General features: G+C 71.9%; 14 protein-coding genes and 2 pseudogenes. 5 read left to right on the top strand and 11 right to left on the bottom strand.

Annotation, left to right across the window (positions count from 1 at the left end):
• Window positions 1-4 precede the first annotated feature (4 nt).
• The 8 genes from miaB to BRM1_RS05050 form a co-directional block, all read right to left on the bottom strand.
• A complete protein-coding gene (gene miaB, locus BRM1_RS05015) occupies window positions 5-1,483 on the bottom strand; it encodes a tRNA (N6-isopentenyl adenosine(37)-C2)-methylthiotransferase MiaB (protein WP_160952919.1) in 1,479 nt (492 codons plus the stop codon).
• Window positions 1,484-1,520: 37 nt separating this feature from the next.
• The gene (locus tag BRM1_RS05020) at window positions 1,521-2,117 is read right to left on the bottom strand and encodes a regulatory protein RecX (protein WP_268528920.1); all 597 of its coding nucleotides are present in this window, start codon (window positions 2,115-2,117) and stop codon (window positions 1,521-1,523) included.
• A complete protein-coding gene (recA, locus tag BRM1_RS05025) occupies window positions 2,104-3,228 on the bottom strand; it encodes a recombinase RecA (protein ID WP_160952921.1) in 1,125 nt (374 codons plus the stop codon). The genes BRM1_RS05020 and recA overlap by 14 nt, the downstream gene beginning before the upstream one ends.
• Before the next feature lie 277 nt (window positions 3,229-3,505).
• Entirely contained in the window at window positions 3,506-3,736 is a 231-nt protein-coding gene (locus BRM1_RS05030) for a DUF3046 domain-containing protein (RefSeq protein ID WP_268528923.1), read from the bottom strand.
• Window positions 3,737-4,048 (bottom strand): helix-turn-helix domain-containing protein, encoded by a 312-nt coding sequence (locus BRM1_RS05035; RefSeq protein ID WP_202410851.1) that lies wholly within the window; start codon window positions 4,046-4,048, stop codon window positions 3,737-3,739.
• A 289-nt stretch (window positions 4,049-4,337) separates the two neighbouring features.
• Window positions 4,338-4,799, bottom strand: coding sequence for a CinA family protein (locus tag BRM1_RS05040; protein ID WP_268528925.1), 462 nt, complete (start codon window positions 4,797-4,799; stop codon window positions 4,338-4,340).
• Window positions 4,796-5,431: a CDP-diacylglycerol--glycerol-3-phosphate 3-phosphatidyltransferase gene (pgsA, locus tag BRM1_RS05045; RefSeq protein ID WP_160952925.1), complete on the bottom strand. Its 636-nt coding sequence runs from the start codon at window positions 5,429-5,431 to the stop codon at window positions 4,796-4,798. Before pgsA ends, BRM1_RS05040 begins: the two co-directional genes overlap by 4 nt.
• A 46-nt stretch (window positions 5,432-5,477) precedes the next feature.
• Window positions 5,478-8,192: a DNA translocase FtsK gene (locus tag BRM1_RS05050; RefSeq protein ID WP_268529715.1), complete on the bottom strand. Its 2,715-nt coding sequence runs from the start codon at window positions 8,190-8,192 to the stop codon at window positions 5,478-5,480.
• 252 nt (window positions 8,193-8,444) lie between these two features.
• On the opposite strand from BRM1_RS05050, the gene BRM1_RS05055 reads away from it, so the two are divergent.
• Together BRM1_RS05055 and BRM1_RS05060 are read left to right on the top strand one after the other, a co-directional pair.
• Window positions 8,445-9,233 (top strand): fructosamine kinase family protein, encoded by a 789-nt coding sequence (locus BRM1_RS05055; RefSeq protein WP_268528928.1) that lies wholly within the window; start codon window positions 8,445-8,447, stop codon window positions 9,231-9,233.
• Between the two features lie 5 nt (window positions 9,234-9,238).
• Entirely contained in the window at window positions 9,239-10,720 is a 1,482-nt protein-coding gene (locus BRM1_RS05060) for a SulP family inorganic anion transporter (RefSeq protein WP_268528930.1), read from the top strand.
• A gap of 119 nt (window positions 10,721-10,839) precedes the next feature.
• On the opposite strand, the gene BRM1_RS05065 is transcribed toward BRM1_RS05060, so the two are convergent.
• A protein-coding gene (locus BRM1_RS05065) for an IS3 family transposase (protein WP_268528932.1) occupies window positions 10,840-12,083 on the bottom strand; the annotation gives its coding sequence in 2 pieces (ribosomal slippage) (window positions 10,840-11,759 and window positions 11,759-12,083; 1,245 coding nt in all).
• 107 nt (window positions 12,084-12,190) lie between these two features.
• Here BRM1_RS05065 and BRM1_RS05070 point away from each other — a divergent pair.
• The 3 genes and pseudogenes from BRM1_RS05070 to BRM1_RS05080 all read left to right on the top strand — a co-directional run.
• Window positions 12,191-12,621: pseudogene (locus tag BRM1_RS05070) on the top strand (leucine zipper domain-containing protein); the annotation flags it as partial.
• A 48-nt stretch (window positions 12,622-12,669) separates the two neighbouring features.
• A protein-coding gene (locus tag BRM1_RS05075) for an IS3 family transposase (protein WP_268528934.1) occupies window positions 12,670-13,904 on the top strand; the annotation gives its coding sequence in 2 pieces (ribosomal slippage) (window positions 12,670-12,952 and window positions 12,952-13,904; 1,236 coding nt in all).
• A gap of 27 nt (window positions 13,905-13,931) precedes the next feature.
• Window positions 13,932-14,498 (top strand): annotated as a pseudogene (locus tag BRM1_RS05080) (DDE-type integrase/transposase/recombinase); the annotation flags it as partial.
• Window positions 14,499-14,578: 80 nt separating this feature from the next.
• Here BRM1_RS05080 and BRM1_RS05085 read toward each other — a convergent pair.
• Window positions 14,579-16,117, bottom strand: coding sequence for an aldehyde dehydrogenase family protein (locus BRM1_RS05085; RefSeq protein ID WP_268528937.1), 1,539 nt, complete (start codon window positions 16,115-16,117; stop codon window positions 14,579-14,581).
• Window positions 16,114-17,748 (bottom strand): GMC family oxidoreductase, encoded by a 1,635-nt coding sequence (locus tag BRM1_RS05090; protein WP_268528939.1) that lies wholly within the window; start codon window positions 17,746-17,748, stop codon window positions 16,114-16,116. Before BRM1_RS05090 ends, BRM1_RS05085 begins: the two co-directional genes overlap by 4 nt.
• Window positions 17,749-17,780 lie beyond the last annotated feature (32 nt).

Genomic DNA, 17,780 nt, shown 5'->3' on the forward strand with positions numbered 1-17,780 from the left:
GGGCTCAGGCGCCCACGCGGATCGTGGGCATGCCGAGGACGGTGGCCCCGGGCGCGCCGACACCCGCCCCCGTGCCGCACGACGCGGCCTGCGCGAGATCCCACGCATCGCCGGACGGGGTGCGCCGCAGCGCCGCGGGCGCATCGGCGATGAGGAAGTAGGGCTTGGCCTCCGTCACCGACGTGGTGACGATGTCGCCCGGCCGGGCCCCGGCCGCGGCGCCCTGGGCGATCACGTGCACGAGGCGGTTGTCGCGGGCGCGGCCGGGCATGCGCCCGTGCCGCGCATCGGCCGCGCCGGTGATGAGCACCTCGGCCTCGGTACCGACGAGCTCGCGGTTGAGCCCCCAGGAGATCTCGTCCTGCAGCGCGGTGAGGCGCTCGAACCGCTCCTGGACGACGGCCTTGGGCAGCTGGTCGGGCATCGTCGCCGCGGGCGTGCCCGGCCGGATCGAGTACTGGAAGGTGAAGGCCTGTGAGAACCGTGCCCGGCGCACGATGTCGAGGGTGCCCTCGAAGTCCTCCTCCGTCTCGCCGGGGAAGCCCACGATGATGTCGGTCGTGATCGCGGCTTGGGGGATGCGCTCGCGCACGGCGTCGAGGATGCGCATGAAGCGGCTCGTCCGGTAGGACCGCCGCATGGCCTTGAGCACGGCGTCGGAGCCCGACTGCAGCGGCATGTGCAGCTGCGGCATCACCGTGGGCGTCTCGGCCATCGCATCGATGACGTCGGCGGAGAACGCCGCGGGGTGCGGGCTGGTGAAGCGCACGCGCTCGATGCCCTGGACGGCCCCCACGGCCCTCAGGAGCTTGGCGAAGGCGCCGCGGTCGCGGAACTCCGCCCCGTAGGAGTTGACGTTCTGGCCGAGCAGGGTGACCTCGATGACGCCCTGGGCCGCAAGCGCCTCCACTTCGGCGAGGATGTCGCCGGGGCGCCGGTCCTTCTCCTTGCCGCGCAGCGCCGGCACGATGCAGAAGGTGCAGGTGTTGTTGCACCCCACGCTGATGGACACCCAGCCGGAGTGGGTCGATTCGCGCTTCGTGGGCAGCGTGGAGGGGAAGACCTCCAGGCTCTCCTTGATCTCGACCTGCGCCTCGTGGTTGTGGCGGGCGCGCTCGAGCAGGACCGGCAGGGACCCCATGTTGTGGGTGCCGAAGACGACGTCGACGTAGGGGGCGCGCCTGACGATCGTGTCGCGGTCCTTCTGGGCCATGCACCCGCCCACCGCGATCTGCATGCCCGGCCGGCGCTCCTTGGTCTCGCGCAGCTGGCCGAGGTTGCCGTAGAGGCGGTTGTCCGCGTTCTCCCGCACGGCGCAGGTGTTGAACACGACGATGTCGGCCTGTTCGCCCTCCGGTGCGGCGCTGTATCCGGCGTCGTCGAGGAGGCCCGAGAGGCGCTCGGAGTCGTGGACGTTCATCTGGCACCCGAAGGTCTTGACCTCGTAGGTGCGCGGGAGCGGGGCGGCGGGAGCGTGTGTCATAGCGGGCCCATTCTATCCGCCGTCCGCCCGCCGCCGCTCACGTCTCGTCGAGCGCCCTGCGCGTGACGTCGATGCACACGCCGGAGGGGAATCCGCGGCGCGCGAGCATGCCGAGGATGCGCCGCTCGCGGGTCTCGCGCGGCAGGCCCACAGTCGAGCGGGCCTTCTTCATCGCGACGCCGAAGGCGACCTCGTGCTCGTCGGCGACGGGATCGACGGCGGCGGCCACCGTCTGGGCCTCCAGGCCCTTCCGGCTGAGCTCGCGGCGCAGCGCGGTCTTCGACAGCGCGCGCCGCTCGCGGTTGGCGCGCACGAAGGCGCGCGCGAACGCCTCATCGTCGATGAGGCCGGAGCGCTCCAGCCGCTCGAGGAGGCACTCGACGACCTCCGGAGGGTGCTCCCTGGCCAGCAGCTTGTCGCGCAGCTCGGCGCTGCCGTGGTCGCGGGCGGCGAGCATGTTGAGCGCCCGCTTCTTCGCGCGGGCGTACTCGGACGCGTCCACGCCGGCGGCATCGGCCTCCTGGGCTGCGGTGCGGGGACCTGCGGGCTCCGCGGCGATCCGGCCCACTGCGGTGCGCAGCGAGTCGAGCACCGCGGTGCGCGGGTCTCCCCCGGCCGGCTCAGAAGTCGACATCGACCGGAACCGCCGGCGCACCGCCCGCCGTGGCCTCTGCAGGCTCCGGCTGCGCCGGCGCGGGCTCCTCCGCCTCGCCCTCGACGGCGATGAGCCCGAGCTTCTGCTTGATCTTCAGCTCGATCTCCTCGGCGAGGCCGGGGTTGTCGGCGAGGAAGTTGCGCACATTCTCCTTGCCCTGGCCCAGCTGGTCGCCGTCGTAGGTGAACCAGGACCCGGACTTGCGGATGATGCCGTTGTCCACGCCCATGTCGATGAGGCTGCCCTCGCGGGAGATCCCGTGGCCGTAGATGATGTCGAACTCGGCCTGCTTGAACGGCGGGGCGACCTTGTTCTTCACGATCTTCGCGCGGGTGCGGTTGCCCACGGCGTCGGTGCCCTCCTTGAGGGTCTCGATGCGGCGCACGTCGATGCGCACCGAGGCGTAGAACTTCAGCGCCTTGCCGCCCGAGGTGGTCTCCGGGGAGCCGAAGAACACGCCCACCTTCTCGCGGAGCTGGTTGATGAAGATGGCCGTCGTCTTCGAGTGCGCGAGCGCGCCGGTGAGCTTGCGCAGCGCCTGGGACATGAGGCGGGCCTGCAGGCCGACGTGCGAGTCGCCCATCTCGCCCTCGATCTCCGCCTTGGGCACGAGCGCGGCCACCGAGTCGATGACGATGACGTCGAGGGCACCCGAGCGGATGAGCATGTCCGCAATCTCGAGTGCCTGCTCGCCGGTGTCGGGCTGGCTGACGAGGAGCTGGTCCGTGTCGACGCCGAGCTTCTTGGCGTACTCGGGGTCCAGCGCGTGCTCAGCGTCGATGAAGCCCGCGATGCCGCCGTTCTTCTGGGCATTGGCCACCGCGTGCAGGGCGACGGTCGTCTTGCCGGAGGACTCCGGGCCGTAGATCTCGACGATGCGGCCGCGGGGCAGGCCGCCGATGCCCAGCGCGATGTCGAGGGCGATCGAGCCCGTCGGGATCGATTCGATGGGGGCGCGGGTCTCATCGCCCAGGCGCATGATGGCGCCCTTGCCGTACTGGCGGTCGATCTGGCCCAGCGCCGATTCGAGGGCCTTCGCCTTGTTGTCCGAGCTGCTGCCTGCGCCGGTGCGCGCGGTCTTGCCTGCCATGTCTCCTCCTTGTGGAATGCCTGTGCCTGCACTCTAGGGCGGGGCACTGACACGGCTCCCGCTCATGGGCGGCCTGTGGACGGCGGCGGGGCTCGGGGGGCCCGGCGGTCACAGGCGCTGGCGCCAGCCTAGCGCATCATGCGAACACGTGTTCGATATGCGACGGGCGTGTCGTGCTGCCCTCGCCCCCGCGGCGGTGCGGGCGGCTGCCCCCGGAACGTGCGCAGGCCGGCCCCCGGACGGGGGCCGGCCTGCGCGCACCCGGCAGCGCGGGCGCTCAGAACGGGGCCGAGCGCGGCTTCGGGTCCCGCCCGAGCCTGCGCTCGTCCGGCACTCCCGTCGCATCGCACACGGCGGTCCACACCTCGCGCGGATCGTGGCCGACGGCCAGCGCCTGCGCCGGCGTGAGCGAGCCCAGGGCGCTCAGCGCCAGGTCGGTGTGCAGGGAGGCCGCGCGCACCCGGCCGAACTCATCGTCCATGAGGCGCGCGTAGAGGGTGTGGCGCACTCAGCGCCCCGCCATGGCCTCGTCGGCGAGCACCCGCTCGGAGAGCTCGGCGGGCACGGTGTCGGGGATCTGGACTCCCTCGCTCAGCGCCATGCGGTCACTGACCTCGCGCAGGAGCGCGGACACGGGCATGTCGAGGGCCTCGCAGATCGAGGCGAGCAGCTCGGAGGAGGCCTCCTTCTGCCCCCGCTCGATCTCGCTGAGGTAGCCCAGGGAGACGCTCGCGCCGGTGGAGACATCGCGCAGCGTGCGGTTCTGCTGGCGTCGCGTGGCGCGCAGCGTATCGCCGATCTCCGTTCGGACCAATGTCATGGTGCGTCCTCCTCGGGGCGGCGGGATGGTGATGGTCTTCGTCGTCGGCTTGGTCATCCTCTTCGCAGTCATACGCACAATCGAACGACGCTTCGAGCCGATTCATTCCCCAGGCTACCCAGGCGGGCGCCCCGGCAGAAGCCCGGCGCCGCCCCGCGAGACGATTGCCAGCCAGCTCCAACCGCGGCCGTGGCCCGCGCGCAGGGCAGGGACAGCCCCGGCACAGGCACCGGGCGCGGAGGGCGGCGCGGACAGCGGCCCGGAGCGCGGCCCGGTCCACGGCGCGGGCTCAGCGCAGCCGCGCCGCCCGCTCCAGCAGCGCCGCGACGGTTGCGGCCCGGATGGCGACCCGGTCGCCGCCGAACCTGTGCTCGTGCGCCCGGGCACGACCGCCTCGGGCCAGGGCCGTGTAGACGAGGCCCACGGGCCGGCCGTCCTGCGGCTCCGGGCCGGCCACACCGGTGCAGGCCAGGCCGATGTCGGCCCCGCACACCCGAGCCGCGCCCAGCGCCATCTGCTCGGCGACCTCGGGATCCACCGCCCCCCGGGCGGCGAGCAGGCTCGGGTCGACCCCGGCGAGGACCGCCTTGAGCTGCGTGGCGTAGGTGATAAGGCCCCCGCGCAGGACGGCCGAGGCACCGGGCACGGTGGCCAGCTCACCGGCCACCAGGCCGGCGGTCAGGGACTCGCAGGTGGCGACCGTGAGGCCCGCCTCCCGCAGGGCGCCGATCGCCGCCGCGGCCCGGCTCACGCCTGCTGGGCCCGGGCGTCGCGCACGAGCCGATAGGCCTGGATGCAGTAGTCGACGCCGGTCACGAGCGTGACCACCACGGCCGCGGCCAGCGAGATGCCCGCGAGCACGACGAGGCAGAGCGTGAGCCAGCCGATGCCCAGCGCGCTGACCGGCAGCAGGAGGAGGAACAGGGCGACCGCGACGGTCTGGAGCACGGTCTTGAGCTTGCCTCCCTTGGAGGCGGGCATGACGGCGTAGCGGATGACGACGAAGCGCAGCACGGTGATGCCGAACTCGCGCACGAGGATGACGACGGGGATCCACCAGGGCAGGGCCCCGATGAGTGCGAGGCCGATGAACGCCGCCGCCATGAGCGACTTGTCCGCGATGGGGTCGGCGATCTTGCCGAAGTCGGTGACGAGGTTGTGCTTGCGGGCCAGGTCGCCGTCGATCTTGTCCGTGAGCATCGCCAGCACGAACACCGCGAACGCCCACAGCCGCAGGACGGGGTCCTGCCCGCCGTGCATGAGCAGGAGCACGGCGAAGACCGGGACCATGAGGATCCGCAGCACGGTGAGCGCGTTCGGGACGTTCCACGGGCTCGGCGGGGCCGGGTCGCGCGGGGGCACTGCGTCTCGCTGCTGGCTCATCACATCCTCACTCTACCGGCGCCCGCCCGCGGGCCCGGGCGGCGGCTCATCGGCCGGTGAGCTCCCAGGCGTCCTCGGATTCGGCCTCGACCACCTCGAGGCCGTCGTGGGGCTCGATGCCCGTCGCGTAGATGTCCGCGGCGTACGGATCGCCCGCCCCGGCCGGCTCCACCGCCTGGGCCTCCCCCGCCTGCTCGGCGGCGGGTGCAGGCGCGGCCGGCTCCTCGCCCTTGATGACGGCGAGGGTGGCGGGCAGGTCCTCCGGGGTGACGAGCACATCGCGGGCCTTCGAGCCCTCGGAGGGGCCCACGATGCCGCGGGACTCCATGAGGTCCATGAGCCGGCCGGCCTTGGCGAAGCCCACCCGCAGCTTGCGCTGGAGCATGGACGTGGAGCCGAACTGCGAGGTGACGACGAGCTCGGCGGCCTGCAGCAGCAGGTCGAGGTCGTCGCCGATCTCCTCGTCGATCTGCTTCTTGGGCGCCTCGACCGCGACGTCCTCGCGGTAGGCGGGGGCGAGCTGGCCCTTCACGTGCGTGACGACCTGCTCGATCTCCGACTCGTTGATCCAGGCGCCCTGGACGCGCATGGGCTTCGCGGCGCCCATCGGCAGGAACAGCGCATCGCCCTGCCCGATGAGCTTCTCCGCGCCGGGCTGGTCGAGCACGACGCGCGAATCGGCGAGCGAGGAGGTGGCGAAGGCCAGCCGCGAGGGCACGTTGGCCTTGATGAGGCCCGTGACGACGTCGACGCTCGGGCGCTGGGTGGCGAGCACGAGGTGGATGCCCGCGGCGCGCGCCAGCTGCGTGATCCGCTGGATGGAGGCCTCGACATCGCGCGGGGCGACCATCATGAGGTCGGCCAGCTCGTCGACGACGACGAGCAGGTAGGGGTACGGGTGGAGGTCGCGCTCGGAGCCGGGCGGCGGCTGGATCCGGCCCTCGCGCACCGCCTTGTTGAACTCCTTGACGTGCTTGAACCCGAAGAACGCGAGGTCGTCGTAGCGGGCGTCCATCTCGCGCACGACCCACTCGAGCGCCTCGGCGGCCTTCTTGGGGTTCGTGATGATGGGCGTGATGAGGTGCGGGATGCCCTCGTAGATCGTCAGCTCCACGCGCTTGGGGTCGACGAGGATCATGCGCACCTCGTCCGGGGTGGCGCGCATCATGACGGACGTGATCATGGAGTTCACGAAGCTCGACTTGCCCGAGCCGGTGGCGCCGGCGACGAGCAGGTGGGGCATCTTCGCGAGGTCGGCGACGACGAAGCCGCCCTCGACGTCCTTGCCCAGGCCCACGACCATGGGGTTGTCGGTCTTCCGCGCGGCCTGCGAGCGCAGCACATCGCCCAGGGCCACCGTCTCGCGGTCGCTGTTGGGGATCTCGATGCCGATCGCCTTCTTGCCCGGGATGGGCGAGAGGATGCGCACATCGGCGCTGGCCACGGCGTAGGCGATGTTCTTGCTCAGCGCGGTGACCTTCTCCACCTTCGTGCCCACGCCCAGCTCCACCTCGTAGCGGGTGACGGTGGGACCGCGGGAGAAGCCGGAGACCTCGGCGTCGATGTTGAACTGCTCGAAGACCTCGCGCAGCGCCTCGACGACGCGGTCGTTGGCCTCGGAGCGCTCCTTGGCCGGCGGGCCGGCCAGCAGGTAGTCCGACGAGGGCAGCGCATAGGTGACATCGCCGGCGAGCTCGAGCTGGGCGACGCGCTGGGGCAGCTCCCCCGTGGCCTCGGGGGCCGGGGTGGACACGGCCTGCACCGTCTTCGCCGGATCCGGCTCGCGCTCGAGGGCGGTGGTGGGCGCCTCGTCGGCGATGCCGGCCTCGCGCTTGATCCGCTGGGTCTCGCGCTCGGCCTTCGTGGGCCGGCGCTGGCCGGGCTTGGGCGCATCCGCGCCCGCGTCCGCGTCCGCGTCGACGTCGTAGAGCTCCCCAGCCGCCGAGGCGCCCGCGGGCTTCCCGCGCCCGGCGCCGCGCGCGGGGGCGGGTGCGTCGGCCGCCACGTCGTCCTCGTGGATGTAGGCCTTGTCGTAGGCCGGGTCGGCCTCGTCGCCCTGGGCCGCGGCACCGGCCGCGCGCTGCTTGCGGCTGCCGCGCTTGCGGCCCATGGGGGGCAGTGCGGAGGTCCGCTGGTCATCGCGCACGAGGTCGGTCGGGGCGGCCGCGTCCTCGCTTGCGCGCTGGGCGGGGTCGCCGACGAGGCGCTCGTAGAGCGCCGCGATCCGCTGGGGGATCCGGTTGACCGGGGTGGCGGTGAGCACGAGCACGGAGAACAGTCCCAGCAGCACGAGCAGCGGCGCGGCGACGTAGACGGTCGCGGCCGTGACGAGCGGGGAGGCGATGACGAAGCCCAGGGCGCCGCCGCCGTTGGCCATCGCCGCGCGGGAGTTCGCGAAGTTCGGCATGCCGGCGGCGATGTGGGCCAGGCCTGCAGCGGCGAGCACGAAGGCGATCGTGCCGATGAGCGTGCGGTTGTTGCCCCGGGTGTCGTGGCCGCGCAGGAACAGGCGGATCGCATAGGCGAGCAGGATGATGGGCAGCGCCAGGGCCACACGGCCCAGGGTGCCCTCGATGACGGCGCGCACGCCGTCGCCCACCGGGCCGGGGATGTTCCACCACTCGAAGGCCGCGACGACTATCGCGAGGCCCACGAGGAAGAAGCCGGTTCCGTCGCGGCGGCCCTGGGGCCGCTCGTCGGGGTGCTCGGAGCCCGCGGTCTCGGATTCGCTCAGGGCGTGCCGGGTGCGGTTGCCTGCCATCTGTGCCACTCCCATCCACGCGCCGGTCACGGGGTTCGTCGTCTGCTTCGTCCCCGCGGGTTCCGGTGCCGGCGCGCTCTGGGGAGCTGCGCGCTTGCGGCGGCCGGTGCCAGCAGCGGGGGAAGTCGTGCTGGTCGCCATGCTCCCATGCTACGCACAGGCGCCCCGCAGGCCGGGGATTGGCGCGGGCCGGCGTGGTGGGCGGCCCGCCGCCGGCCCCGGCGCCCGCCGCTCTGCTCTACCGTGGGGGGCATGGAGGAATACGCCAAGGAAAGCCCCGCCGCTCCCCCGGGATTCTTCGCCGCCGAGGCCGCGGGGCTGGCCTGGCTGGCCGCGCCGGCGGCGGTCCCGGTCGTGGGCGTGCTGGACGTCCGGGAGGACCGTCTGCTCCTCGAGCGCCTCGAGTCCGTGCCGCCCACCGCCGCGGCGGCGCGGGCGTTCGGCAGGGGCCTCGCTGCGCTGCACGCGGCGGGTGCCGAGGCGTTCGGCGCCGCGCCCTCCGAGCGGCTCTGGTTCGGCCCGCTCGACGCGCCGTTCGAGGTCTCCGTGGCCCACCGCGGCGACTTCCGGACCTACTGGGCGCAGGACCGCCTCGCACCGCTCGCCGCCGCGACGGCCGATGCGCTCGATGCCGCGGGGCGCCGCGCGGTCGAGGAGGCGCTCGCGGCGGTGCGCGCGGGAGCCTTCGACGGGATCGCCGGCGGCCCGGCCGAAGCCCCCAGCCGCGTGCACGGGGACCTGTGGGCGGGAAATGTCCTGTTCGCTGCGGGGGGCGCCACGCTCATCGACCCGAGCGCCCACGGCGGCCACCGCCTCGAGGACCTCGCCCTGCTCGCCCTGTTCGGCGCTCCGCACCTCGAGGAGATCTTCGCCGGCTACGAGGCGGCCGCCGGGCTGCCGAGCGGCTGGCGGCAGGATCTGCCGGCCCACCTCTTCTTCGCGCTGCTCGCCCACGTGCGCCTGTTCGGCGGCGGCTACGCCCGGCAGGCCGTCCGCACCGCCGAGGCGATCGTCGCCCGCGCCCGCGCGCTGGGATTCTGAGGCCCGTGCCCGGGCCGCCGAGCACCGCGGGCGCAGCGACCTCCGTGCGGGCGGCGCTGCGCTCGCCGCGCCTGCTCACCCGCGAGGTCCTCGGCGGGCTGGTCACCGCGTTCGCGCTCATCCCGGAGTCGCTGAGCTTTGCGATTGTGGCGGGGCTCGACCCCCGCATGGGCCTCTACGCCGCGTTCACCATGGCCTGCGCGGCCGCGGTGTTCGGCGGGCGCCCGGGCATGGTCTCCGGGGCCGCCGGATCCGTGGCCCTCGTCGTCTTCCCCGTGGCCCGCGACCACGGCGTCGACTACCTGCTTGCCACCGTCATCCTGGGCGGGGCGATGCAGCTCCTCCTCGCCGCCGTCGGGGTCGCCAGGCTCATGCGGTTCGTCTCCCGCTCGGTCATGGTGGGATTCGTCAATGCGCTGGCCATCCTCATCTTCACCGCCCAGCTGCCCCAGCTCATCGACGTGCCGTGGCCGGTCTACCCGCTCGTGGCCGCCGGGCTCGTCATCATCGCGGTCGCGGGGCGCCTGACGAAGGCCTTCCCCGCGCCCCTCGCGTCGATCCTCCTCGTGACACTCGCGGTCGTCTCCCTCGGCCTCGACGTGCCCACCGTCGGGGACCAGGGCCGGCTGCCCGATGCGTTCCCCGTGCCCGTGATCCCGCACATCCCCGTCACGCTCGGCGCCCTGGCCACGATCGCGCCCTATGCGCTGGCGCTGGCCCTCGTGGGCCTCATGGAGTCGCTGCTGACGGCCCGCCTCGTCGACGACCTCACCGATACCCGCTCGAACCAGACCCGGGAGGCCTGGGGGCAGGGCATCGCGAACATCATCACCGGGTTCTTCGGCGGGATGGGCGGCTGCGCCATGATCGGGCAGACGATGGTCAACGTCAAGCAGGCAGGCGCCCGGACCCGGCTGAGCGCCTTCCTCGCCGGCGCGTTCCTCATCGCCCTGTCCGTGCTGCTGGGCCAGTGGGTGGGGGCGATTCCCATGGCGGCCCTCGTGGCGGTCATGCTCGTGGTCGCGGCGACCACGTTCGACTGGCACAGCCTGCGCACCCTGGCGCTCATGCCGCGCAGCGAGACGGTGGTCATGGCGCTCACGGTGCTCGGCACCCTGGCCACCCGCAACCTGGCCGTCGGCGTCATCGTGGGGGTGCTCGCCTCGATGGTGGCCTTCGCCCGCAGGGTGGCGCTCATCGTGTCCGTGACCGGCGGCCCGGAGCGCTACGAGGTCTCCGGCCAGCTGTTCTTCGCGTCCTCCGGCGAGCTCGTCGAGGCGTTCGACTACGGCGCGGGCACCGGCGCGGTCACGATCGACCTGGCCCGGGCAGCGGTGTGGGACACGACCGCCGTCGCGGCGCTCGAGGCCGTGGCCGAGCGCTATCGCCGGCGCGGCCGCCGCGTCTCCTTCACCGGCCTCGACGCGGTGAGCGCCCGCTTCGTGGCCCGGCTGCGCGCAGCGCTCGGCGAGGGCGGCGCGGACTAGGTGTGATGTCCAGGGACGTTGTTGCGTGAATCGCGGTCTACCCGCTGACAGGTGAAGGCCTCCCATTGCGAGAGTGGAGCTGGGCCTTCGCCCCGGATCGTGGACACGGTGTTGGTTGATTATGCTGCGGTTGGCAGCGTAGCGGCCCGGTGGGCCTCGTAGGTGGACGGGGACTGGTGGCCGCACCAGGAGTGGCGTCGGCGGGTGTTGTAGCGGGTGGCCCACCGGAACACAGCCCGCCTGCAGCTGGTGGCGTCGGTGAACGTGGCGGCGCCAGCGAGGAGTTCGCGTTTCAGGGTGGCGTTGAATGACTCGGCCAGGGCGTTGTCGGCGCTGGTGCCGACGGCACCCATGGATTGGGTGACGCCGAGTTGGCCGCAGAGTTTGGCGTAGTCAGCCGAGGTGTAGACCGACCCGTGATCGCTGTGGAACACCGCCCCGGCCAGGCTGCCCCGGTCACGGCGGGCAGCCTTGAGTGCGTCTTCGACGAGTTCGGTGCGCATGTGGTCGGCGATCGCCCAGCCGGCGAGTTTGCGGGAGAAACAGTCGATCACGGTGGCCAGGTACAGATTGCGGCCCTCAGGCAGCGGCAGGTAGGTGATGTCGCCGACGTAGATGGTGTTGGGCCGCTCTGCGGTGAAGTCCCGCCTGAGCAGGTCGGGGTACTTCTGGTCGGCTGGCTCGGGCAGCGTGGTCCGGACCCGGCGGCGGAGCCGGATCCCGGCCAGCCCGTGGTGGCGCATCACCCGGGCGACCCGCTTGTGGTTGACCCGGTCCTCGGCCGGCACGCCGTCGTTGAGTTCAGCGGTCGCCCTGGGTGCCCCGTAGGCGGGGTCACCACCGGTCTTCGGGTCCTGGACGGTCCGGATCCGTTCGGCGAGCTCGGCATCGGCCACGACCCGTTCGGCCCGGGCCGGTGCGGCGGCGCACCAGGCGTAGAACGATGACCGGGAGACCTCCACAGCCTGACACAACCGCTTCACCTCGAAGGCGTGCTGGTGGTCGGCGACGAACTGGAAGCGGTTCACCAGTTCGTCTCCCCAGCGAAATACTTGGCCGCTTTCCGCAGGATGTCCCGCTCGGTCTCGACCTTGACCTTGTCGGCCCGTAGCCGGGCGTTCTCCGCCTCCAACCGGGCGATCCTCACCGCCGCGGACTCGGTACCGGCCGACTTCGCGCCGCTGGAGGAGTGTTCTGGTGGCGCAGCCGTCGAACCTGTCCCGAACGCCCTCACCCAGTCCGCCAACGTTCCCCGGGACACCCCCAGATCGGCGGCGATGCCCTTCAACGTGGCATCGGGAGTGGACTCGTACAAGTCGACGGCCTGCCGACGGAACTCATCGGAGTAGTTCTTCCTGGCCATAGTCCTGATCATCTCGCTTCCTCCAGCAACTGCTGGATTCCACGTGTCCAAGACCCGGGGTCAGGGCCCGCTGTCGACAAACCGCTCACGCATCACAGGAGGCCTTCATGTCCCACGCTAACGCTGCTCTGACCCCACGCGCTCGATTGCGCCTAGCCAAGCTCATCGTTGAGCAGAAATGGCCGGTCGCCGCCGCGGCGAGAATGTTCATGACTTCACCGCCGACGGCCCGAAAATGGGCGACCCGATTCCGCATCGAGGGCCCCGCAGGCATGATGGACCGATCCAGCCGGCCCCACTCGATGCCACCAAGACCCCGCCTGCGGTGGTCAAGCAGATCGTCAAAGCGCGGTGGCGCAGGCGGTTGGGGCCGGTGCAGATCGCCGGCGAACTGGGCATCGCGGCATCAACGGTTCACGCGGTGCTCGTGCGCTGCCGGATCAACCGACTCAACCGTATCGACCGCGTCACCGGTGAACCGATCCGCCGGTATGAGCACGACCACCCTGGGGCGCTGATCCATGTCGACGTCACGAAGTGAAGCGCCCTGGGTTTGGTTCCGACTCATCTGAAGGAGAATCGGATCATGCCCAAGAAGTACGACCAGCAGTTGCGTGAGCACGCCGTCAGGATGGTGCTCGACAAGCGCGCCGCCGAAGCATGCTCACAGCGCGTCGCGATGGACGCCGTCGGAGCCTCGCTCGGTATCGCGCCGGCGACCATCCGTAACTGGATGCCCCGTGCCGGCGAACAACTAGCCATGGCGGGCGCGGCAGCGCCGCGTGAGTCGCTCGAGGAAGAGAACCGGCGCCTTCGCCGCGAACTCGCAGAGACACGGCGCGCGAACGAGATCTTGAAGAAAGCATCGGCTTTTTTCGCAGCGGAACTCGACCGCCCCACGACGAGATGATCCGGTTCATCGACGAACACAAGGGTCAGTTCGGGGTCGAGTCCATCTGTCGCGTGCTGGGCGCGACGGAGTGTGGGTTCATCACGTCGCGCGGCTACCGGGCAGCGAAAGCCCGCCCGCGCTGCGCGCGAGCGATCCGTGACGAGGTCCTCATCGACGAGATCCGGCGCGTCCACCAGCAGAATTACGGCGTGTATGGCCACCGCAAGATGTGGCACGCGATGCGCCGCCAGGGCTGGATGATCGGACGCGACCAGACCGCCCGGCTCATGAGAGTCGCTGGGCTGCACGGTGTTCGGCGCGGGCGTCGCCCGTTCACGACCGTCGCGTCGAAGCTGCCCGATCACCGCCCGGACCTGGTCGAGCGTGACTTCCACGCGTTGGCGCCGAACGAGCTGTGGGTGGCGGACATCACGTACGTGCGCACCGTCGGTGGGTTCGCGTACACGGCGTTCATCACCGATGCGTGCACAAGGAAGATCGTCGGTTGGTCGGTCGCGTCGTCGCTGACGACGCAGGCGTTGCCGATGATCGCGTTGCAGCAGGCGATCACCACGACCCCGGCGGCGCGTCAGAGCGGACGGCTCGTGCATCACAGCGACCGCGGAGTCCAGTACGTTTCGCTGGCGTACACCGACACGTTGGCCGAGCACGGCGTCGCGCCTTCGGTTGGGACAGTAGGCGATTCGTATGACAACGCCTTGGCTGAGACGGTCAACGGCTTGTACAAGGCCGAGCTGATCTACTCACGCACGACGTGGCCGTCGACATCGGCGGTCGAATTGGCGACGCTGGAGTGGGTCAGCTGGTGGAACCGTCAACGCCTGCACGAAGCTCTCGACTACCGCACGCCCGCCGAGGTCGAAGCGGCCTACGATCAATCCCAGGCGAGAGCCCTCGTCACCACATAAGCGCGGAACGAAACCCAGGGCGCTTCAAAGTTTGGCAACATCCCCGACGGTGGCGGCCACAAGTTCCTCACCCGGCGCCAGAGCAAGCTCAACGCCCGTGCCCAGGCCCGCCTCACCGGTGAGCGCGGCCACGACTACCGACCTCGTATCGGCACCGCATTCGTCCACACTGTCATCGATGACCACTCCCGGGTGGCCTACGCCGAGATCTGCGCCGATGAGAAGGCCCTCACTGCCATTGGTGTGCTCAACAGGGCCGTGGCGTGGTTTGCAGACCGTGGCGTGAGTGTTGAGCGCGTGCTGTCAGACAACGGTTCGGCTTACCGGTCGTCTGCGTGGCGTGAGGCGTGCACCGAACTTGGTGTGCGACATAAACGCACCCGTCCTTATCGGCCGCAGACGAATGGGAAGATCGAGCGGTTTCACCGCACGCTTGCCGAGGGCTGGGCCTACGCGCGTTTTTACAGTTCCGAGACCGAACGCCGAGGTGAACTTCCTGGTTGGTTGCATGTCTACAATCACCACAGGGTCCACTCCGCGATCGGAGCCCCGCCCATCAGCAGACTCAACAACCTGCCTGGACATCACAACTAGGGCCCGCGCCCCGGGCCGGTGCCCGCGCTCGCCCGGGGCGCGGGCTGGCGGCGCCCCGGCCCGCGCCTCGGCGCCCCGGCTCAGGCCCCGCCGTGGAGGAGGTTGACGACCGTGGCGAGCAGCTCGTCCTGCTTGGCCGTGCGCGCGAACGTCGTCGGATCGAGCACGGGCGGCAGGCGCCTGCGCACGGCGGAGTGGGCGTAGGCGAACTCGCGCAGGCCGTCGGGGCCGTGGATGCGCCCGAACCCGGACTTGCCGACCCCGCCGAACGGGACGGAGGGCAGCATGGCGAACCCCAGCGCCGCGTTGATCGAGACCATCCCGGTGCGCATGCCCCGGGCGATCTGCGCGGCCCGGGCACGGCCGTACACGGTCCCGCCCAGGCCGTAGCCGGTGGCGTTGATGCGGGCGAGCAGCGGGCCGACCTCGGAGAAGCCCATGAGGTTGGCCGTCGGGCCGAACGTCTCCTCCGTGTTCGCCGGCGCATCGTCCGCCACGCCCGTGAGGATGCTCGGCTGGACCACCTGGCCCTCGGGTGCCCCGACGCCGCCGGCCAAGACGCGCGCCCCGGCGTCCACGGCCCCGCGCAGGTGGTCCTCGACGACGTCGACCTGGCCGGCCATCGTCATGGGCCCGATCGGCGCGGCGTCGTCGGCGCCCGCGCGCAGGCCCCCGACGATCGCGGCGAGCTTGGCCCCGAACGCCTCGGAGACGGACTCGTGGACGTAGATCCGCTCAGTGCCCACGCAGGTCTGGCCGGCGTTGGACAGCGCGGTCCACGCGGCGGCCTCGGCGGCGGCATCGAGGTCGGCGTCGTAGTCGACGACGAACGCGTCCTTGCCGCCGCACTCGGCGACCATGGGCGTCAGGCGCTCCGCGGCCGCGGCCATGACCTTCTTGGCGGTCGCGGTGGAGCCGGTGAACGCGATCTTGTCGATGTCCGCGCGCGCCAGCGCGTCGCCCGTGGTGCCATCGCCCGTGAGCACCTGGAGGACCGGTGCCTCGGGCACGGCCTCGGCCATGTAGCGGCCCAGCCAGAGGCCCACCCCGGGGGTGAGCTCGCTGGGCTTGAAGACGACGGCGTTGCCGGCGGCGAGCGCGAAGACGATCGAGCCCAGCGGCGTCATGACCGGGAAGTTCCAGGGGCCGATGACCCCCACGACGCCCAGGGGGCGGTATTCGATCGACCCGGACAGGTGGAAGCTCATGAGCGTCGAGCGCGTGCGCCGGGGGCCCAGCACCGAGCGCGCGTGGCGGGCGGCCCACGCGATGTGGTCGAGGATCGTCGCGACCTCGATGGCGGCATCGGCCACGGGCTTGCCCGTCTCCTCGCTCACGAGCTTGGAGATCTGCGCGAAGCGGCGGGCGAGGATGCCGCGGAAGGCATCGAGCCGCTTGCCGCGCTGGGCGAACGTGAGGCCCGCCCACCAGTCGGCGGCCCCACGGGCGCGCTCGACGGCCGCGGCGACGTCCTCGGCGGTGGCGATCGGGTAGCTGCCCAGGGGCTCGCCGGTGCCCGGGCGGGTCACGGTGAGCCGGGGCCCGGCGCCGCTCGCGGCATTGCCCGGGCTCTGGTTGGCCAGCGCGGAATTGGACAGCGGCGTGGGTGTCGGGCTCATCGGGCGGTCTCCTTCTGCGTCGCGGCGGGGGCGGTCGCGCGCTCGGGGGTGCGCCCCCGCAGCAGGTCCGCAGCGCGCTCGGCGAGCATGATCGTGGGGGCGTTGGTGTTTCCGCGGGTCACGCGGGGGAAGACCGAGGCGTCGACGACGCGCAGGCCGTCCACGCCGCGCACGCGCAGCTGCGGGTCGACGACGGACTCGGGGCCCGCGCCCATCGCGCACGTGCCCACCGGGTGGTAGAGCGTCTGCGCGTAGCCTTCGATGAGCCGGGTCATCTCCGCGTCGTCGAGCGCATCGCCCGGCCGGTCGTAGGGCCGGGAGAGGAAGCGGGCCAGCGGGGCCTCGTGGGCGATCTCGATGGAGCGGCGGATGCCGGCGGCCATCGCGGCCCGGTCCTCGGGCGCTGCGAAGTACTGGGGGTCGAGCGAGGGCCGCCAGCGCGGATCGGGCCCGCGCAGCCGCAGTGCCCCGCGGCTGGCGACCTCGACGACCGTGGGGGCGATCGTGAATTTGCGCGTGCCGGGCTCTCCGAAGCCGTTGTGGTGGAAGCCCGCCGGGGCGATGTGCAGCTGGATGTCCGGATGGGCGTCGTCGCCGCGGGTGGAGAAGAAGGCCCCGCCCTCCCCCACGTTGGAGGCCAGCGGCCCGCGCCCGGTGAGCGCCCACTGCGCGAGCCTGGCCGGAGTGACGTGGTCGGCGGCGAGATCGGTCGTCCCCCGCGTCTCCCACAGCACGGGGGTGACGGGGTGGTCGTGGAGGTTCTGGCCGACGGGCAGGTCGACCAGCGCCTCGATGCCGTGCTCGCGCAGGTGGTCGGCGGGCCCGAGCCCGGAGAGCATGAGCACCTGCGGCGAGTTGATCGCACCGCCGCTGAGGATGACCTCGGCGCCGGCGAAGACCGCCTGCTCGGCGCCGTCCTTGAGGTAGCGCACGCCCACGGCGCGGCCCCCGTCGATGACGATGCGGGTGACGAGCGCGTTCGTGATGAGCTCGACGTTGGGCCGTTCGAGGGCCGGGGCGAGGTAGGCGGCGTCGGCCGACCAACGGCGCCCGTTGCGGCAGGTGACCTGGTAGAGGCCCGCCCCGTGCTGCTCGCCGGCGTTGAAGTCGCGCCGCTCGGGCAGGCCCGCGGCGACGCCGGCGGCCACGGCCGCGGCGGTGAGCTCGTGGGTGTAGCGGCGGTCCTCGACGTGGAGGGGGCCGTGCGTCCCGTGCTCCGGGCCGGCCAGGCCGGTGTTCGTCTCCGACCGCACGAAGTAGGGCAGCGCATCGGCCCAGCCCCAGCCCTCGGCCCCGAAGTCGCGCTCCCAGCCGTCGTAGTCGTCGGGATTGCCCCGGATGTAGATCATGGCGTTCATCGCCGAGCAGCCGCCGGTGCCGCGCATCCGGGGCCAGTGGTCGGAGCCGCCGCCGAGCCCCGGCTGCGGCTCCGTCTGGTAGTCCCAGTCCCACGCGGACTTGAAGAGGTTGGCGAAGGCCGCCGGCATGTCGATCTCCATGCCGTGGGTGCGGGGGCCCGCCTCGAGCACGAGGACCGAGGCGTTCGGGTCCTCGGAGAGGCGGTGGGCGAGCACGCTGCCCGCGCTGCCGGCGCCGATGATGACGTAGTCGTAGCTGCCGTGCGCTGCCATGGGACCACCCTTCCGGCCCTGCGGCCGCATGT

The organism is Brevibacterium sp. BRM-1 (genome assembly GCF_026802075.1).
Classification (GTDB): domain Bacteria; phylum Actinomycetota; class Actinomycetes; order Actinomycetales; family Brevibacteriaceae; genus Brevibacterium; species Brevibacterium rongguiense.